This is a genomic window from Streptomyces sp. NPDC127100, from assembly GCF_042724095.1.
GTDB lineage: Bacteria > Actinomycetota > Actinomycetes > Streptomycetales > Streptomycetaceae > Streptomyces.
Genome location: NZ_JBHXFL010000022.1, coordinates 61,067 through 76,988 on the forward strand (window position 1 = coordinate 61,067; position 15,922 = coordinate 76,988).

11 protein-coding genes and 1 pseudogene are annotated in these 15,922 nt (G+C 70.3%); 5 read left to right on the forward strand and 7 right to left on the reverse strand.

The features are described 5' to 3' along the window. The first annotated feature begins 79 nt into the window (after positions 1-79). Positions 80-1,021 (forward strand): TIGR01777 family oxidoreductase, encoded by a 942-nt coding sequence (locus tag ACFWJB_RS20670; RefSeq protein ID WP_385457707.1) that lies wholly within the window; start codon positions 80-82, stop codon positions 1,019-1,021. 7 nt (positions 1,022-1,028) lie between these two features. Here ACFWJB_RS20670 and ACFWJB_RS20675 read toward each other — a convergent pair whose 3' ends face one another. Continuing rightward, on the reverse strand, positions 1,029-1,568 hold the full coding sequence (locus ACFWJB_RS20675) for an EF-hand domain-containing protein (protein WP_386923873.1): 540 nt from the start codon (positions 1,566-1,568) through the stop codon (positions 1,029-1,031). A 563-nt stretch (positions 1,569-2,131) separates the two neighbouring features. Here ACFWJB_RS20675 and ACFWJB_RS20680 point away from each other — a divergent pair. The 4 genes and pseudogenes from ACFWJB_RS20680 (at position 2,132) to ACFWJB_RS20695 (ending at position 5,048) form a co-directional block, all read left to right on the forward strand. Then, positions 2,132-2,752, forward strand: coding sequence for a BTAD domain-containing putative transcriptional regulator (locus tag ACFWJB_RS20680; protein ID WP_386923875.1), 621 nt, complete (start codon positions 2,132-2,134; stop codon positions 2,750-2,752). 4 nt (positions 2,753-2,756) lie between these two features. Next, positions 2,757-2,960 carry a hypothetical protein gene (locus ACFWJB_RS20685; protein WP_385457713.1) on the forward strand — a complete coding sequence of 68 codons (204 nt, stop codon included), beginning with the start codon at positions 2,757-2,759 and terminating at the stop codon, positions 2,958-2,960. A gap of 162 nt (positions 2,961-3,122) precedes the next feature. Next, a pseudogene (locus ACFWJB_RS20690) lies at positions 3,123-3,725 on the forward strand (N-acetylmuramoyl-L-alanine amidase); the annotation flags it as partial. A 114-nt stretch (positions 3,726-3,839) separates the two neighbouring features. Further along, on the forward strand, positions 3,840-5,048 hold the full coding sequence (locus ACFWJB_RS20695) for a DUF2235 domain-containing protein (protein ID WP_385457715.1): 1,209 nt from the start codon (positions 3,840-3,842) through the stop codon (positions 5,046-5,048). 67 nt (positions 5,049-5,115) lie between these two features. On the opposite strand, the gene ACFWJB_RS20700 is transcribed toward ACFWJB_RS20695, so the two are convergent. The 6 genes from ACFWJB_RS20700 to ACFWJB_RS20725 form a co-directional block, all read right to left on the reverse strand. After that, complete coding sequence (locus ACFWJB_RS20700) at positions 5,116-6,738, reverse strand: alpha-amylase family glycosyl hydrolase (protein WP_385457717.1); 1,623 nt, start codon at positions 6,736-6,738, stop codon at positions 5,116-5,118. 111 nt (positions 6,739-6,849) lie between these two features. Continuing rightward, positions 6,850-7,725: a carbohydrate ABC transporter permease gene (locus tag ACFWJB_RS20705; RefSeq protein ID WP_385457719.1), complete on the reverse strand. Its 876-nt coding sequence runs from the start codon at positions 7,723-7,725 to the stop codon at positions 6,850-6,852. A 16-nt stretch (positions 7,726-7,741) separates the two neighbouring features. Further along, a complete protein-coding gene (locus ACFWJB_RS20710) occupies positions 7,742-8,701 on the reverse strand; it encodes a carbohydrate ABC transporter permease (RefSeq protein ID WP_385457721.1) in 960 nt (319 codons plus the stop codon). A gap of 114 nt (positions 8,702-8,815) precedes the next feature. Beyond that, a complete protein-coding gene (locus tag ACFWJB_RS20715; RefSeq protein WP_386923879.1) occupies positions 8,816-10,228 on the reverse strand; it encodes an ABC transporter substrate-binding protein in 1,413 nt (470 codons plus the stop codon). Positions 10,229-10,405: 177 nt separating this feature from the next. Continuing rightward, the gene (locus ACFWJB_RS20720) at positions 10,406-11,452 is read right to left on the reverse strand and encodes a LacI family DNA-binding transcriptional regulator (protein WP_385464597.1); all 1,047 of its coding nucleotides are present in this window, start codon (positions 11,450-11,452) and stop codon (positions 10,406-10,408) included. A gap of 73 nt (positions 11,453-11,525) precedes the next feature. After that, the gene (locus ACFWJB_RS20725; protein WP_386923881.1) at positions 11,526-15,809 is read right to left on the reverse strand and encodes a discoidin domain-containing protein; all 4,284 of its coding nucleotides are present in this window, start codon (positions 15,807-15,809) and stop codon (positions 11,526-11,528) included. Positions 15,810-15,922 lie beyond the last annotated feature (113 nt).

Sequence of the window (15,922 nt, forward strand, 5' to 3'; positions counted from 1 at the left end):
ACACGCATGCCGGGCGTCGAGTTGAACATGTTCAAAATTGAGGGCTACGCTGAGGCCGAGCGAAAGCCGAGGGGGTCCGATGAAGGTAGTGCTGCCCGGAGGAACCGGACAGGTGGGCACGGTTCTCGACCGTGCGCTGACGGCCGCCGGTCACGACGTGACGGTACTGACCCGGCGCCCTGCGCGAGCGCGTGACGTCGGCTGGGACGGGGCCACGCTCGGCCGCTGGGCCGCGGCGATCGACGGCTGCGATGCCGTCATCAACCTGGCCGGACGCAGCGTCTCGTGCCGTTACACCGCCGAGAACCTGCGGACCATGATGGGCTCGCGGGTCGATTCGACGCGGGTCGTGGGCGAGGCGATCGCCGCCGCCACGCGGCCACCGCGCGTCTGGCTGCAGATGAGTACGGCGACGGTCTACGCCCACACCTACGGCACGGCACACGACGAGGCCGGGGTGATCGGTGGCTCGGAAGCCGGGGTGCCGGACTACTGGGCGTACAGCGTCGAGATCGCCAGGAACTGGGAGCGCGCGCAGACCGAGGCGCCGACTCCCGCGACCCGCAAGGTGGCGCTGCGCTCGGCGATGGTCATGAGCCCCGACCGGGGCGGCGTCTTCGACGTGCTGTCGTGGCTGGCCCGCCTCGGGCTGGGCGGCCCGGTCGCCGGCGGCGCGCAGTACGTGTCCTGGATCCACGACGAGGACTTCGTACGCGCAGTGGAGTTCCTGATCGACCGGGACGACCTCGAGGGGCCGGTGAACCTAGCCTCGCCCGGGCCCCTCCCCCAGCGCGCGTTCATGCGGGCACTGCGCACGGCGTGGGGGATGCCGGTGGGACTCCCGGCGACGCGCTGGATGGCCGAGCTGGGGGCGCTCGCGCTGCGCTCGGACACGGAGCTGCTCCTCAAGAGCCGTCGGGTGGTGCCGGGTCGGCTGCGCGCCGCCGGGTTCACCTTCGCCCATCCAGAGTGGCGGGGGGCGGCGAGGTCCCTCGTACGGCGCCGCGCCGGGGGACGGTGAGTCGCCCTCAGGCGACCGGCGTCAGGGGCCCGCACATCACGTTGCCGGGTTCGGACGGATCGTCACTGATCCAGAACTGCGTCCACAGCAGCGCGAACTCCGCGCGCCCGAGGTAACCGTCGCCGTCCTGGTCGAGACGGTCGAACACATCCCCCGTCGCCATCCTGCGGCCGTGCCAGGTGTCGATGAGCCGCTGGTGCTCGGCACGGGAGATAAGCCCGTCACCGTTCTCGTCCACCGCGTCGAAAATGGTGTCGGCCGTCGCCATGACGGCCTCCGGCATCGACGGCAGCCGGTCGACCACGGTCATCAGCTCGTCCATGCCGACCTGCTCGCCCCGGTGCGCGGCGACCGACAGATGCTGCCACCACCCCATGATCACTTCACGCACACGCGCGGCCAGCTCGGGATCCGCCGTCACCCGTGGCAACCGGCCCCATCGCGCCGCCAGCGCCTCGAAGTCCCCCTCCTCCAGACAGCCGTTGCCGTCCACGTCGAAGACGTCGAACATCGGCTTGATCTTCGTCCTCTGGAACCCACTGGCCACCACGAACCCCCTCGACGCACTGTTTCGGGTACAGGCTGTCCAGTTCCACCCGCCACCCAACAGCGCTCTCGAGCGCATCAGGCCCGACGTGTGACACCACGCCCCGTACGAACGCACCGAGCGCCGGTTTGATCAGGCGTGCGCCCCGGGCCCGAGTTGCCGCGCCCCCTGGCCGAGCGGAGACTGGACCTATGACCCGCGGGCTAGCCCGTGGACCGGGGGACGTTCGGCCCGGAGGCCCGGGCCTCGCCCGACCCGGTGCGGGTGTGCCCTCCGCCAGTCGTTCCGGCGGTGCCGGAACTGTGTTCCGGCAGAGGAAGGTTATGGGCAACGGGCACCGGGATGATCGCGGCTCGGTCGACCGGCGGGCACCGCGGCGAGTCCTCCCGGTTCCGTCCTCCCCGGCTCCCGCCGCGGCTGCCGAGCCGTCCGGGCGAGCCGGGCCCGGAGCGTGCATCGGTGTCCTGGGCGGCTTCGGTCTCTGGGTCGGCGGGGAGCCGGCTGCCGTCCCGGCGGGGTCGGAGCGCGTCCTGGCATTCGTCGCCCTGTGCGCCCGTGCGGCAGTGCCCCGCCCTCTCATCGCGGGCACTCTGTGGCCGGCGTCGCCCGAGCACAGTGCGCACGCCAATCTCCGATCGGCCCTGGCACGCCTGCACCAGGCCGGCCGGCAGGCCCTGGAGATCGGCACGGCCAAGGTACGTCTGGCCCCCGAGACCACCGTCGACCTCCACGGAGCCCGCCGGACCGCCCTCCACATCCTTGCCTCCGCCGAGGCCGGCCGGCTCCCCGGCTGTTCCGTCCTGGAAGCGATCGAAGCCCTCTCGGCGGACCTGCTGCCCGGCTGGTACGACGACTGGGCGTTGCTGGAGGCGGAGGACTGGCGGCAGTTGCGACTGCACGCCCTGGAGACGCTGGCCGAACGGCTGATCACGGCACGACGTCATGCCGACGCCGTCACCGCCGCGCAGGCCGCCGTGCACGCCGATCCGCTGCGCGAGAGCGGCCAGGTGTGTCTGGTCCGCGCCCACCTGGCGCAGGGCAACCCGTCCGAGGCCCTGCACGCGTTCGAACGCTACGGACGCCGTCTGCACGACGAGCTGGGGCTGGAGCCGACCGAGCGGCTGCACCGGCTGGTCGCCGGTCTCACCCCGTCACGCCGCGGTGACGGCCGGCCCGCACGGTGAAGGCATGACACGTTCGAGCACCGGCGTGATGATCCTCCGGGTCTGGGTGGAGGAAGGCTCCGCCCGCCCCCTGCGCGCGCACGTCCGCGCGACCGCCGACATCGCCTCGGGCGTCGAGCGCGACATGACGCTCACCCGGGTCGACGCCGTGTGCCGGGTGGTCCGGGAATGGCTGGAGGAGATGCTGGTCGACCCCGACGGAGGGTGACGATCGGCGGCGGGCCACGCGGCCGTCACACGTCGGTGACGCCTCGGCCGGGACACTCGAACCATCAGGGGGTCGACAGGAACCCTCTCATGTCACGGGGGCTCCTCGCGGAGCCGTCCGTCGAGGAGATCTCCTGTGCACGGCAACCCGAGGAGGACAGCCATGGCCACCCCAATGTCAGCAGATCGGCTCCTCGACGCGCTGCGCGCCGAAGGACTCACCGTCGTCGAGCACCGGTCGTGGCGCACCCACAACCGCAATCACAAGGGGCCCTGGGGCCCGGTGAACGGGGTGATGATCCATCACACGGTCACCAGTGGCACGACGGGCAGCGTCCAGCTCTGCTACGACGGCCACGCCGCCCTGCCCGGGCCGTTGTGCCACGGAGTCATCGCCAAGGACGGCACCGTGCACATGGTCGGCAACGGCCGCGCCAACCACGCCGGGCTCGGTGACGACGACGTACTGCGCGCGGTGATCGACGAGGTCGCCCTGCCGCCCGACAACGAGGCCAACACCGACGGCAACCAGCACTTCTACGGCTTCGAGGCGATCAACCTCGGCGACGGCGTCGACCCCTGGCCCCAGGAGCAGCTGGAGGCGATCGAGAAGGCGGCCGCCGCCATCTGCCGGGCTCACCACTGGACCGAGCGCAGCGTGATCGGCCACCTGGAATGGCAGCCCGGCAAGATCGACCCCAAGGGCTTCACCATGGCCTCGATGCGGGGCCGGATCAAGAACCGTCTGAGCGCCGCTCTGGCCGGGACCCATGTGATGCGGTAGGGCCGGGGCCCTGAGACGGCAACAACCAGGCGGCGCACAACGCGTGACGGGGGCTGCGTTGTGTGCCGTTCCGAGCTTTCGCGAGGAGGGATGGTCATGGCCAAGCGTCTGGTCGTCTGCTGCGACGGGACATGGAATGTCGCCGACCAGCCGAGCAAGACGAACGTCGCCAAGGTCGCCCTGTCCGTGCTCCCCGGGCCCGTCGCCGGGACGGAGCAACGCGTCTACTACCACAGTGGTGTCGGCAGCCGGCGGGGAGAGCGCCTGCGGGGCGGCGCGTTCGGTGTGGGGTTGTCCCGGAACATCCTCGACGCCTACCGGTTCCTTGTCGAGACGTACGAGCCCGACGACGAACTGTTCCTGTTCGGCTTCAGCCGCGGCGCGTTCACGGCCCGCAGCCTCGCGGGGCTGGTACGCAACAGCGGCATCGTGCGTCGGGACCACGCGGACCGGATTCCTGAGGCCTGGGCTCTGTACCGTGACCGGATCGAGCAACCGAACGGCGCGGCCGCCACCTTGTTCCGCCGCTCGTACGCGCGCGAGACGGAGATCGGTTTCGTCGGGGTGTGGGACACGGTCGGCGCCCTGGGCGTCCCGGTTCCGGACGCGGCATGGCTCCAGCCGGCGGCGGAGCGCTTCAACCACCGCTGGGCGTTCCACAACACCGAACTGAGCGGCTGGGTCAAGGCGGCCTTCCACGCGCTGGCCGTCGACGAGCAGCGCTCGGCGTTCCGGCCGACGCTGTGGCATCAGAAGTCCGGTGCCGCCGCCTCGGGTCAGGAGCTGAAGCAGGTGTGGTTCGCCGGAGTGCACTGCGACGTCGGTGGCGGTTACCGGGAGACGGGACTGTCCGACGTCGCCCTGCTGTGGATGGTCGACCAGGCCCGCAGGCATGGGCTGGAGTTCGACACCGAGGCGCTGAGCACGGACGGGCCGCGGGTGATGCGGCCTTCGGAATGCGTCGACTTCCGCGTGCGGCCGGACGGTTCGGACACTCTCCACGTCTCGCGGACGGGTATGTACCGACTGGCCGAGCCGCTGCACCGGCCCCTCGGGGAGGCGGTGGGCGAGGACGGCCAGCCCGACGGCAACGAGTTCCTCTCGGTGCCCGCTAAGGAGCGTCACGACCGGAACGCGGACTACCGGCCACCGGAGCTGGAACGCTACCTGCGCAGGCAGGAGCGGGTACGGCTGGAACCCGTCCTGTTGCCGGGCCTCTCCGCGGGCCTGCCGCCCATGCCGTCGGCCGTGTCCGGCCGGGGAGCGGCGGCCGACGCGCACGACGGACTCGACCGCTCCACATGACGCCGTACCCGCAGGCGACCCGGCCGGAGGCCGGCCGGGCGGTGCGCGGTGCCCTCGCGCGGTGCCCTCATGTCCGTGCACGGCGCCCGGTCCGCAGCCACACCGCCGTGTCGCACGGCAGGAGGCCGTCGGGGGCGAGCGGGGCGCTGGAGAGCAGTATCCGCTCGTGCGGGGGCAGGCCGGCCGGTTCGCCGGACAGGTTGACCACGCAGACCAGGCCGTCCGTCCGGCTGAAGGCCAGGACGCCCTCCGGGGCGGGCAGCCAGGTCATGGGGCCGTCTCCGAAGCCCTTGCCGGTCCGGCGCAGCACCAGGGCCTCCCGGTACAGCGTGAGCATCGACCCCGGGTCGTCGAGCTGCCGGTCGACGGCGTAGCGGGCCCAGTCACCGGGCTGCGGCAGCCACGGTTCCGTCGCCGAACCGAATCCCCACCAGGGTGCCGTGGCCGTCCACGGCAACGGCACCCGGCAGCCGTCGCGTCCCGGGTCGGTGCCACCGGAGCGGAAGTGCATGGGGTCCTGGATGCGGTCCAGGGGGATGTCGGCTTCCGGCAGCCCCAGTTCCTCCCCCTGGTAGAGGTAGACCGAGCCGGGAAGGGCCAGGGTCAGCAGGGCGGCGGCGCGTGCCCTGCGGGTGCCGAGCGCCAGGTCGGTCGGGGTGCCGAACGCCTTGGTCGCGAAGTCGAACGCGGTGTCGGCGCGGCCGTAGCGGGTGACCGTCCGGGTGACGTCGTGGTTGGCGAGGACCCAGGTGGCGGGGGCGCCGACGGGAGCGTGCTCGGCGAGGGTCGCGTCGATGGTGGCGCGCAGCCGGTCGGGGTCCCACGGGCAGGTGAGGAGGTTGAAGTTGAAGGCGGTGTGCAGTTCGTCGGGGCGCAGGTACCGGGCGAAGCGCTCGGCGTCGGGCAGCCAGACCTCGCCGACGAACACGGCGCCGTACTCGTCGGCGATCGACCGCCAGGAACGGTAGATGTCGTGGATCTCGTCCTGGTCGATGTACGGGTGGGGGTCGACGCCCTCCTCGAAGTCGGCGAGCGCGGGGTCCTTCACGAGCAGGGCCGCCGAGTCGATGCGCACGCCGGCGACGCCCCGGGCGAACCAGAAGCGGAGGATGTCCTCGTGCTCGCGGCGGACGTCGGGGTGGGCCCAGTTCAGGTCGGGCTGCTCGGGGGTGAACAGGTGCAGGTACCACTCGCCGTCGGGCACCCGCGTCCAGGTGGCGCCGGAGAACTGCGAGGGCCAGTCGTTGGGCGGGAGTTCGCCGTTCTCACCCCGGCCTGGCCGGAAGTGGAAGCGCTCCCGCTCCGGGCTGCCGGGGCCGGCGGCGAGGGCGGCGCGGAACCAGGCGTGCTGGTCGGAGACGTGGTTGGGGACGATGTCGACGATGACGCGGATGCCGAGTTCGGCGGCGTCGGCGATGAGTTTCTCCGCCTCGTCCAGGGTGCCGAAGGCGGGGTCGATGGTGCGGTAGTCGGCCACGTCGTAGCCGCCGTCGACCAGGGGGGAGGCGTACCAGGGGGTGAACCACACGGCGTCGATGCCGAGACCGGCGAGGTAGGGCAGTCTCGCCCGGACGCCCGCGAGGTCCCCGGTGCCGTCGCCGTCGCCGTCGGCGAAGCTGCGTGGGTACACCTGGTAGATGACGGCGTCGCGCCACCAGTCGTCGGTGCGGGGCGGAAGAGGGGCTGCCACGGGTGCGGTCCTTTCGGGCAGGGTGGGTCTTCGCCGCCGGCCCGGAAGCGGGGCGGCGGACGGGTCGGCGGCGAAGGCTTGGGAGAGGCGGGGTGCGGGGCTCCGGATGGGTCAGCCCTTGAGCCCGCCGGCGGTGAGGCCGCTCATGATGTTGCGCTGGAAGATCAGGAAGATCAGGAGCGTCGGCAGTGAGGCGATGGTGAGCGCGGCGATCAGCACGTTCATCGGTACGCCGTTGGAGAGCGAGTAGATGCCGACGTTCAGGGTCTGCATGGCCGGGTCGGGCAGGGTGAGCATCGGCCAGAGGAAGTCCTTCCAGACGCCGACGATCGCGAAGATGGAGACCACGCCGAGGATCGGGCGGGAGATCGGCAGGACGATCGACCGGAGCGTGCGCATCGGGCTCGCGCCGTCCATGGCGGCCGCGTCCAGCAGTTCCTTGGGGATCGAGTCGAAGAACCGCTTCAGCAGGAAGATGTTGAACGCGTTGGTGACCGACGGGAGCCAGATGGCCCAGGGGGTGTTGAGGAGGTTGCGTTCGACGACGGGCACGTCGAGCACGGTGAGGTACTGGGGGACGACCAGGACGGTCGCGGGGATCATCAGCGTCGCCAGCATCGCCCCGAGGACGGCCTTGCCGAAGACGGGACGGAGCTTGGAGAGCGAGTACGCCGCGGCGACGTCGAGGACCAGTTGGAAGGCCAGGGCGCCGAACGCGTAGTAAAGGGTGTTGAACAGCAGCTTGGCCAGGTCCATGACCTCCCAGGCCCTGGAGTAGTTGTCCGGCTCGAAGGAGCCGGGGACGAGTGTCGGCGGGGTCTGGATCACCTCCTGCGTGTCCTTGAAGCCGCTGGAGATCATCCAGTACAGCGGTCCGAGGAACACGAGGGTGAAGCCGGCGACGACGACGGTGAACGTCACCCAGTAGACGGCCTTGCCGCGGGGCCTGGCGAGCTGGGCCGGTGAGATGAGCGTGCGTGTGGACATGCCGGGGCTCCGGTTCCTACTCGTTCTCGGCGCGGTTGAGCTTGACGTATGCCGCAGAGAAGCCGGCGAGGATGACGAGCAGGAGCAGCCCCAGGGCTGCCGCGGCGCCGTAGTCGTTGAAGTTGAAGGCGTACTGGTAGATGAGGTAGACGACGGTGGTGGTGGACCCCTCGGGGCCGGCTCCGCCGGTGAGCAGGAAGGGCTCGACGAAGACCTGCATGGTGGAGATGACCTGCATCAGCAGCATCAGGGAGAGGATCAGCCGCGTCTGCGGAATGGTCACGTGCCAGATCTTGCGCAGCACCCCGGCCCCGTCCAGCTCCGCCGCCTCGTAGAGCTCCCCGGGAATTCCCTGGAGGGCTGCGAGGTAGATGAGGGCGGCACCGCCCATGTTCATCCAGGTGGAGGCGATGACGATCGAGAGCATCGAGGTGTCCGGGTCCTGGAGCCACTGCTGCGCGGGCAGACCGAGGAAGCCGAACACCTCGTTGAGCAGCCCGTACCCCGGGTCGTACAGGTACTTGAACAGCAGGACCGAGGCGACGGGCGGGAGCATCACCGGCAGGTAGACGAGCAGCCGCAGGTATCCCTTGCCGTGCCGGAACTCGTTGATCACGACGGCGACGACGAACGGTACGGCGAAGCCGAAGACCAGGGCGAGGAGTGTGAAGAGCAGGGTGTTGCGCCACGCCTGCCAGAACGCGGGGTCGTTGAACACCGTGGTGAGGTTGTCCAGCCCCACCCAGCTGACGTCGCCGTTGTCCGTCTTCTGGAAGGCGAGGAAGAACTCGCGGATCATCGGGTACCACGAGAACACGGCGAAGCAGAGCACCGCGCCGATCAGGAAGCCGTGGGCCGTGAGGTTGCGCCGCAGGCTCTTGGCGAAGCGGCCGCCCGGTGGCTCTGGGGCCGCCGCGTGCGGCGGGGTGCGGCGGTGACTGGCCGCCTTGCTCGGGGTCATGCTGGGGGCCGACATCGTCGCTCCTTGACTGGTCCGCCGGGGCGTCGCCCCGGATGCCACAGGTGGTCGGGTCCGCGCCCCTGGGGGCGGCGTCCGGCGGGGCGGTCGCGCCGCCCCGCCGGGGTGCGCTCACTGGTGGGCGAGCACCTGGTTGACCTGGCTCTCGGCGGTGTCCAGCAGCTTGTCGATGTCGGCGTCCTCGTTGGTGAGGATCCCGGACATCACGTTGTCGAGGACCTTGTAGATCTCCTGGGCCTTCGGCGGCTCGGCCTTGCCCGCGACCGGGTTGTCCATGAAGGACTTGAAGTTGGCGACCGGCATGGTGGCGTTCTGCTTGCGGGCGGCGTCGTCCTTGGTCTTCGACTCACCCGTCCAGAAGTTGGGCTGCGGGATGCCCACCGGCAGATTGTCGGCCTTGGTGCGCTCCCAGTCGAACTGGCCCTTGCCGACGGAGAGGTTCTTGAAGTTCAGCCAGGCGATCGCGGCCTTGACCTTGTCGCCGGAGATGCCCTTCTTGATCATGTAGCTGTTGCCGCCGGCGAGGGTGTTCTTCTCACCGGGGATCGGGCCCATGCCGAAGTTCTCGTACTTGGCGCCGAGTTGCTGGACCATGTAGGCGATGTCGTCGGGCGCCGCGAGGAACATGCCGAGCTTGTCGGTGGCGATCTGCTTCTGCAGGTCGCCCCACTTCAGCAGCTGCGTCTTGCCCATGCTGTCGTCCTGCCAGCGCATGTCGTGCAGGTTCTGCGCGACCTGGTGCCCCAGGGCGTCGTTGAAGGCCGCCTTCCTGCCGCTCGCGTCGACGACGTCGCCGCCCAGGCTGTACATGTGCGCCGTGAAGTGCCAGCCGCCGGTGTTTCCGGCGCTGTACTCGCCGAAGCCGGCGATGCCGTTGCCGAGGCCGGCGATCTTCCCGGCCGCGGTGCGGACCTGCTCCCAGGTGCGCGGAGGTGTGTCGGGGTCGAGGCCGGCCTGCTCGAAGAGCTTGCGGTTGATCAGCAGGCCCATGGTGTAGTTGCTGGTGGGCAGGCCGTAGAGCTTGCCGTCGCTCTTGAGCGAGGCGAGGACGTCCGGGTCGATGTCCTTCAGCAGCGGCACCGTCCTGTCGTTGACGTACGCGGTGATGTCCTCCGCTCCGTCGTTGTCCAGCACCTGCGGCAGGTCGGTGAAGTAGGTGTAGAAGACGTCCGGCTGCGACTTGGCCTTCAGCATGGCCGTGAACCGCGGGGGTTCCAGGCACTGGCCCGGGGTGGAGCGGCCCTGGATGGTGACGTTGGGGTAGGTCTTGTTGAACTCCTCGACGTCCTCCTTCCACTCCTTGAGCTCGGCCGCCTTGGCCGTCGGGGGCATGCAGTCGATGGTGAGCGTGACCTTGGTCTTCGGGTCCAGCGGAGCTGCCGGGTCCGAGGACCCTCCGCTCGAGGAACCGTTGCCGTCGTCGCTGCTGCTCGTTCCGCAGGCGGCGAGCGCGGTGAGCATGAGCGTGGAGACAAGGGTCATGGCGCCGACACTGCGGACACCGGACAGCCGAGCACTTCTCATGGGTGGACCCCTTCGGGCATGAACGAGGAAGGCGCCCCGTCGCCGATGCGTTGCGGGGCGCCGCTCACTCAACCACCACGAACAAGTGAACGCAAGATCTCACGCTGATGTCGTAATTGTTTGACAAGACCTCGGTGCACCGAGACAGAACGGACGCTCAACCGGACGAAAAGCCCGTCAGTCACCGGCCACCAGGTCGACGACGGCAGGGGTGGTGGCGGCCCGCAGACCCGCGGCCTGGGCGGTCGACGCACGAACCACCAGTTCCGGTTCGAACAGCAACTCGTCGTGGGGCACGTCGCCGCCCTGGATCCGAGTGGCCAGCAACTCGACCGCGGCGCGCCCCATCGCCTCGATCGGCTGGCGCACCGTGGTCAGCGGCGGCTCGGTGCACGTCATGAACGCGGAGTCGTCGTACCCCACCACGGACACGTCCTCCGGCACCCTCAGACCCCGCCTGCGGGCGGCCCGGACCGCTCCGAGGGCCAGGGGGTCGCTGGCGCACACGATGCCCGTCACCCCCTCGTCCAGCAGCCGCGAGGCGGCCGCCTGGCCGCCCTCCAGGGAGAACATCGACCGTTGCACGAACTCGTCGGCCAGGAAGCCGCCGGCGGCCCGGGCGGCGGCCCGGAGCCTGCGACGGGAGGGGATGTGGTCCGAAGGGCCGAGCACCAGCCCGATCCGCTCGTGGCCGAGCGACACGAGATGGCGCCAGGACTGCTCGGTCGCCACCACGTCGTCGCACGCGACGCTGGGGAAGTCGAGCCCTTTGATGGCCGCGTTCATCAGGACGACGGGGATGCGCCGCCGGGCCAGCAGCCGGTAGTGCTCGTGCGGCGCGTCCGCCTGCGCGAACAGCCCACCCGCGAAGATCACGCCCGAGACCTGCTGCTGGAGCAGCAGCTCCACGTAGTCGGCCTCGGACACACCCCCCTTCGTCTGCGTGCACAACACCGGCGTCAGCCCCTGCTGCGCCAGCGCGCTGCCGATCACCTCGGCGAACGCCGGGAAGATGGGGTTCTGCAGCTCCGGCAGCACCAGCCCCACCAGGCGGGCCCGCTCCCCCCGCAGTTGCGTCGGACGTTCGTACCCCAGGACGTCCAGCGCCGTCAGCACCGACTGCCGTGTCGCCTCCGACACCCCCGGCTTGCCGTTGAGGACCCGGCTGACCGTGGCCTCACTGACTCCCACCTTCTTCGCCACTTGAGCAAGTCGTCGCGTCATACACGCAAGCGTAGCGCAAACCCCCGCAAGGGTTTGCGCTACACATGGCCGATCTGCGACGGGGACGGCTCGGCTAAGTGTTGATGTTGATTTTGAAGGTCGAGGTCGTGTTGCGGACGTCCACGGCGTTGTCCTCGAGCTTCAGCCCGTTGAAGGTGACCTCGCCGACCGCCGGGCCCTGCCCCTGCTCCGGCATCTCGTTGGCCCACAGGCCGAAACCGGACCTGGCGTCGTAGGCGTCACCGCTCTTGTGCGCCCCCGTGATGGTGACGTCCGTGAAGACGGTGTCCTTGACGGGGTACTGCGGCTGCCCGCCCACATAGTTCGTCTGGAACATGATGCCGCTGTAGGTGGGGTCGACGATGTCCACGTGGTTGACGCGGATGCCCTGGAAGACCTTCGAGGCGGAGAAGACCCAGATGCCGGGGAAGGTCTGCGCGCCCCAGAAGTGCCCGCCGGCCCGTTCGACCGAGATGTTCTCGAAGGTGGTCGGGGCGGTCCCGAAGCCGTTCATCGGATAGCCGAAGTCCAGCGACGAGATGGTGATGCCGGAGTACACCAGGGTGTCCGCGATACGGATGTTGCGGAAGGTGTTGTCGTAGCCGCCGTACACGGCGACACCGGCGGCACGCCAGGTCAGCGTGGTCGTCAGGTTCTCGTAGAGATTGTTCTTCATGTCCGCGCCGCCGGCGTCGATCGCCGAGAACAGCGCGAAACTGTCGTCGCCGGTCGCCCGGGCGTCGTTGTTGGAGACCAGGTTGTCCGTCGACCCGTTGGTCATGTTGACGCCGTCGGCGAACGTGTTGCGGATGCGGGAGTTCTTGATCGTCATCCGGTCGGTGTTGGCACCCCAGTACAGGCACACCATGTGCTCGCTCCAGATGTTGTCGATGACGATGTCCGACACGTTCTGGAAGTCGAAGACCTTGCCCGGCCCGTCGATGCGCGAGGTGTAGTTGCCGAAGTAGGCGAAGTTGGCGAAGGACGAGCCCTTGGCGGTGGCCTCGGTCCGGAAGCCGATGTCGGTGTTCGACTGCCCCTCGGGAGCGTGGAACCGGGTGTACCACGGCCCGGCGCCGACGACCTCGACCGCCTTGCCGTACACCTGGAACTTGCTGGACGTCTGGTAGTCCCCGGACGGCAGGTACACGCCGACGAGCTTGCCCGAGGTGTCCATGCGCACCCGGTCCAGGGCGTTCTGCACGTCCTGGTGGGTGAGTCCGGCGGGTACGGCGTACGTGGCCGGGTCCGGGTTGGCTACGGGCGCCACCTGCTCCAGGTTCACGAAGTCGAAGGCGTACGTGGTGGAGTCCGAGGCGTCCTTCTGGAGCCGGATCCTCGACCCCGCGGGCACGGTCTGGTCGAACATGAGGTGCGCCTCGTCGTAGATGTGGCGCGGCGCCCCGGAGCCGGGCGAGTTCCCGGGCGCGGCCTCCGCCCCGTACAGCCAGGCGTAGCGGGACGTGAGCGGCAGCGTCTTCTTCTTGACGCCGTCCACGTAGACGCTGATCGTCGAGTCGATGCCGCCGCCGCCCGGCGCGTCCGGGATCGAGAAGCGGGTGACCAGGGTGTTGGTGGTGGCCCGGGTCGTGAACTCGACGTACTGACCGGTGCCGGTCAGGGTGACCGCCTTGCGGCCCGAGGCCTCGCCGGCGAGATCGCCGACGGTCCGGTTGGGCCCGACGACCCTGGCGCCGCCACCGAGCGAGCCGTCCTCGGCCTCGTACATGTCGTACGGCATGTTGGCGCCGCGCCCGACGAACAGGGGCTTGGTGGAGGTGTTGTTGTCCCGCTTGGCCGGTATCTCCGCCGCGTCGGGGTCGACCACGGCCTTGGCGCTGTACGACCCGTTGACGGCCTTCCACGAGCCGAGGGTGACGGCGGTGGTGGTGGCGCCGGAAGCGATGACGCCGGTGTGGGTGCCTGTCAGGGTTCTGACGATCGCGCCCTTGCTGTCGGTCAGGGTGAGGGTGATCCGGTGGTCGCCACCCGCGGAGGCCACCGTGCCCTGGTTCTTCAGGGCGACGCGGAAGGTGACGTCGTCCCCGGCGGCCGGGGACGACGGAGACGTGCTCACCGCCGCGACGACCAGGTCGGAGCTGGCGACCGGTTTGACGACCAGCGCGTCCGGGCCGGTGTAGGTGTTGTTGGTCTCGTTCTGTTCGATCACCGCGTCGCCGTCGTCGGCCACGGCGCTCAGCGGATAGGTCCCCGCCTCGCGGTTGCCGAGGGACGCGGTGACCGTGGTCTGCTCCCCCGCTCCCAGCGCCCCTACCTGCGCGGTGGCCACGGTGGAGCCGCCGAGCCGCACGGCGAGCCTGCTGGCCGGGGCGTCGGCCGCCCCGCTGTTGCGGACGGTCGCGGAGACGGTGATGTGGTCCGACTCCACGGGCGCCGCCGGTGACGTGGTCAGCTTCGTCACCTCCAGGTCGGGGTTGGGCGCGGCGACGCCCATGACCTGGAACTCGGCGATCTGTCCGGCCGTCGCGCCGCTGTTGGCGGTGAAGCGCAGCCGCACGTCGGCGGTGCGCTTGCCCACCGGGACGGTGACGGTGTTCCGCCCGGCCGGGGTGAACGCGTAGTCCTTGGCGGCGACCAGCGGGGTGAAGCCGGTCGCGCTCTGCTCCCGGCCCTGGATCTCGATGGTCTGGGTGCGGCCGCCCCAGTCGGGGTCGAGGCGCAGCACCAGCCGGTCGACGTCCGCGTTGGCGCCCAGCTTGACGGTGAGGGTGTTCGGGTAGGTTCCCGCGCCGCCCTCCCAGTACGTCGCCGTGTTGTTGTCGTTGGCGTTGGCCGCGACGTACGTGTGGATCACGGAGGAGGCCTCGATGGGCTTGCCCACCGCCAGGTCGGCGTCGGCTCCGCTGCCGTTGCGGGTCACCTGGTTGCCGGGCGGTGACTGGTTGCCCGCCGCGTCCCTGGCGCGCACGGTGTAGGTGACGGTCGCGGAGGCGGGCTGGGTGTCCGTCCAGGTGGTCACGTCACCGGCGACGGAGGCGCGCCGGATGTTGTTGGCGTAGATGTCGTAGCCGGTCACGGCCCTGTTGTCGGCGGAGGCGCCCCAGGTGAGCCGGATCCGGCCGGCCTCGGGCTCGGTGAGGGACAGGTTCACGGGGGCGGTGGGGGCCTCGGTGTCGCCGTCGTCGGCCGCGCGGGTCACGGTGTCGCTGTTCGCGGACTGGTTGCCCGCCGCGTCCCTGGCACGCACGAAGTAGCTGACACGGGTGCCCGCGGGCCGGGTGTCGGTGTACGTCGTGACGTTCCCGCCGACCGAGGTCAGCAGGTCGCCGTCGGCGTAGACGTCGTAGGCGGTCACGCCGGTGTCGTCCGTGGCCGCGTCCCAGGTCAGGCGGATCTGGCCGGTGCCTGGTTCGGTGAGCGTCAGGCGCGGCGGCGCGGAGGGCGCCTGGGTGTCGCCGGTCGTGGGCCCGTAGACCTCCAGCTCGGACACCTGGGCGCCGGGCTGGACGCTGTTGGCGGTGACCAGGACGCGGACGTGGCGAGTGGTGACGGCGTCGAAGGAGATGGTCGTCGAGTTGCCCTCCGACGGCGCGAACGTGTGGGTCGCGCTCGCGGTCAGGTCGGTGAAGTCCGATCCGTTGGTGCTGCCCTGGATCTTCAGGGTCTGGGTGCGCGCGCCCCAGCCGTCGGGGAGGCGCAGGACGACGCGGTCGACGCGCACGGCGGAACCCAGGTCGGTCTGCAGCCACTGGGGGAGGTCGTTGTTGCGGCTCTCCCAGTAGGTGGCCTTGTTGCCGTCGCCGGCGTTGGCGGGGCTGTAGACCTCCGTCCGGCTGCTGGCCGTGAAGGTGCGTCCGCGGGCCAGGTTGACGGATGACTCCCCGGCGGAGTGCACCTCCAGCTCGGACAACTGGGCGGCCTGCCAGCCGGTGTTGGCGGTGACGGCCACCCGCACGAACCGGGTCCGGGTGGCGGGGAAGCTCACCGTGACGGTGTTGCCCGAGCCGGGTTCGAAGGAGTAGGCGGCGGACGCCTTGAGGGTGGTGAAGCTGATGCCGTCGGCGCTGCCCTGCACCGCCAGGGTCTGGCTGCGCCGTTCCCAGGAGGCGGGCAGTCTGAGGACCACCTCGTCGATACGGGTGGTGGTGCCGAGGTCCGTCTGGACCCACTGGGGGAGTTCGCTGCCGGCGCTCTGCCAGTAGGTGCCCTGGTTGCCGTCGGTGATGTTCGCGGCCCCGTACTCGCTGTGCGAGCTGCTCGCGGCGGTGGGGTCGCCGGCGGCGACATTGGGGCCGCCGGCCGCCGACGCGGAGGTCACCAGGGGGCCGCCCAGGAGCAGGAGGCCGGTGGTCACCACGGCGCACAGGCTCCGTGACGGTCGTCTGCGGGTTGTCATGCGTCCCCGATCTCGGCCCCGCCGGGGCGGCGGGGCACGGCGGTGGGATGGGTGGGGGGTGCGGTGGGGGGGGGCGGGGGGGGCGCCGCCGGGCGTGGTCCGGTCCTTCCAGC

Excerpts from the sequence above, each read along its gene's own strand:
- ACFWJB_RS20670 (WP_385457707.1), top strand. The coding sequence starts at position 80 with ATGAAGGTAGTGCTGCCCGGAGGAACCGGACAGGTGGGCACGGTTCTC.
- ACFWJB_RS20685 (WP_385457713.1), top strand. The coding sequence starts at position 2,757 with ATGACACGTTCGAGCACCGGCGTGATGATCCTCCGGGTCTGGGTGGAG.
- ACFWJB_RS20695 (WP_385457715.1), top strand. The coding sequence starts at position 3,840 with ATGGCCAAGCGTCTGGTCGTCTGCTGCGACGGGACATGGAATGTCGCC.
- ACFWJB_RS20705 (WP_385457719.1), bottom strand. The coding sequence starts at position 7,725 with ATGTCCACACGCACGCTCATCTCACCGGCCCAGCTCGCCAGGCCCCGC.
- ACFWJB_RS20710 (WP_385457721.1), bottom strand. The coding sequence starts at position 8,701 with ATGTCGGCCCCCAGCATGACCCCGAGCAAGGCGGCCAGTCACCGCCGC.
- ACFWJB_RS20715 (WP_386923879.1), bottom strand. The coding sequence starts at position 10,228 with ATGAGAAGTGCTCGGCTGTCCGGTGTCCGCAGTGTCGGCGCCATGACC.
- ACFWJB_RS20720 (WP_385464597.1), bottom strand. The coding sequence starts at position 11,452 with ATGACGCGACGACTTGCTCAAGTGGCGAAGAAGGTGGGAGTCAGTGAG.
- ACFWJB_RS20725 (WP_386923881.1), bottom strand. The coding sequence starts at position 15,809 with ATGACAACCCGCAGACGACCGTCACGGAGCCTGTGCGCCGTGGTGACC.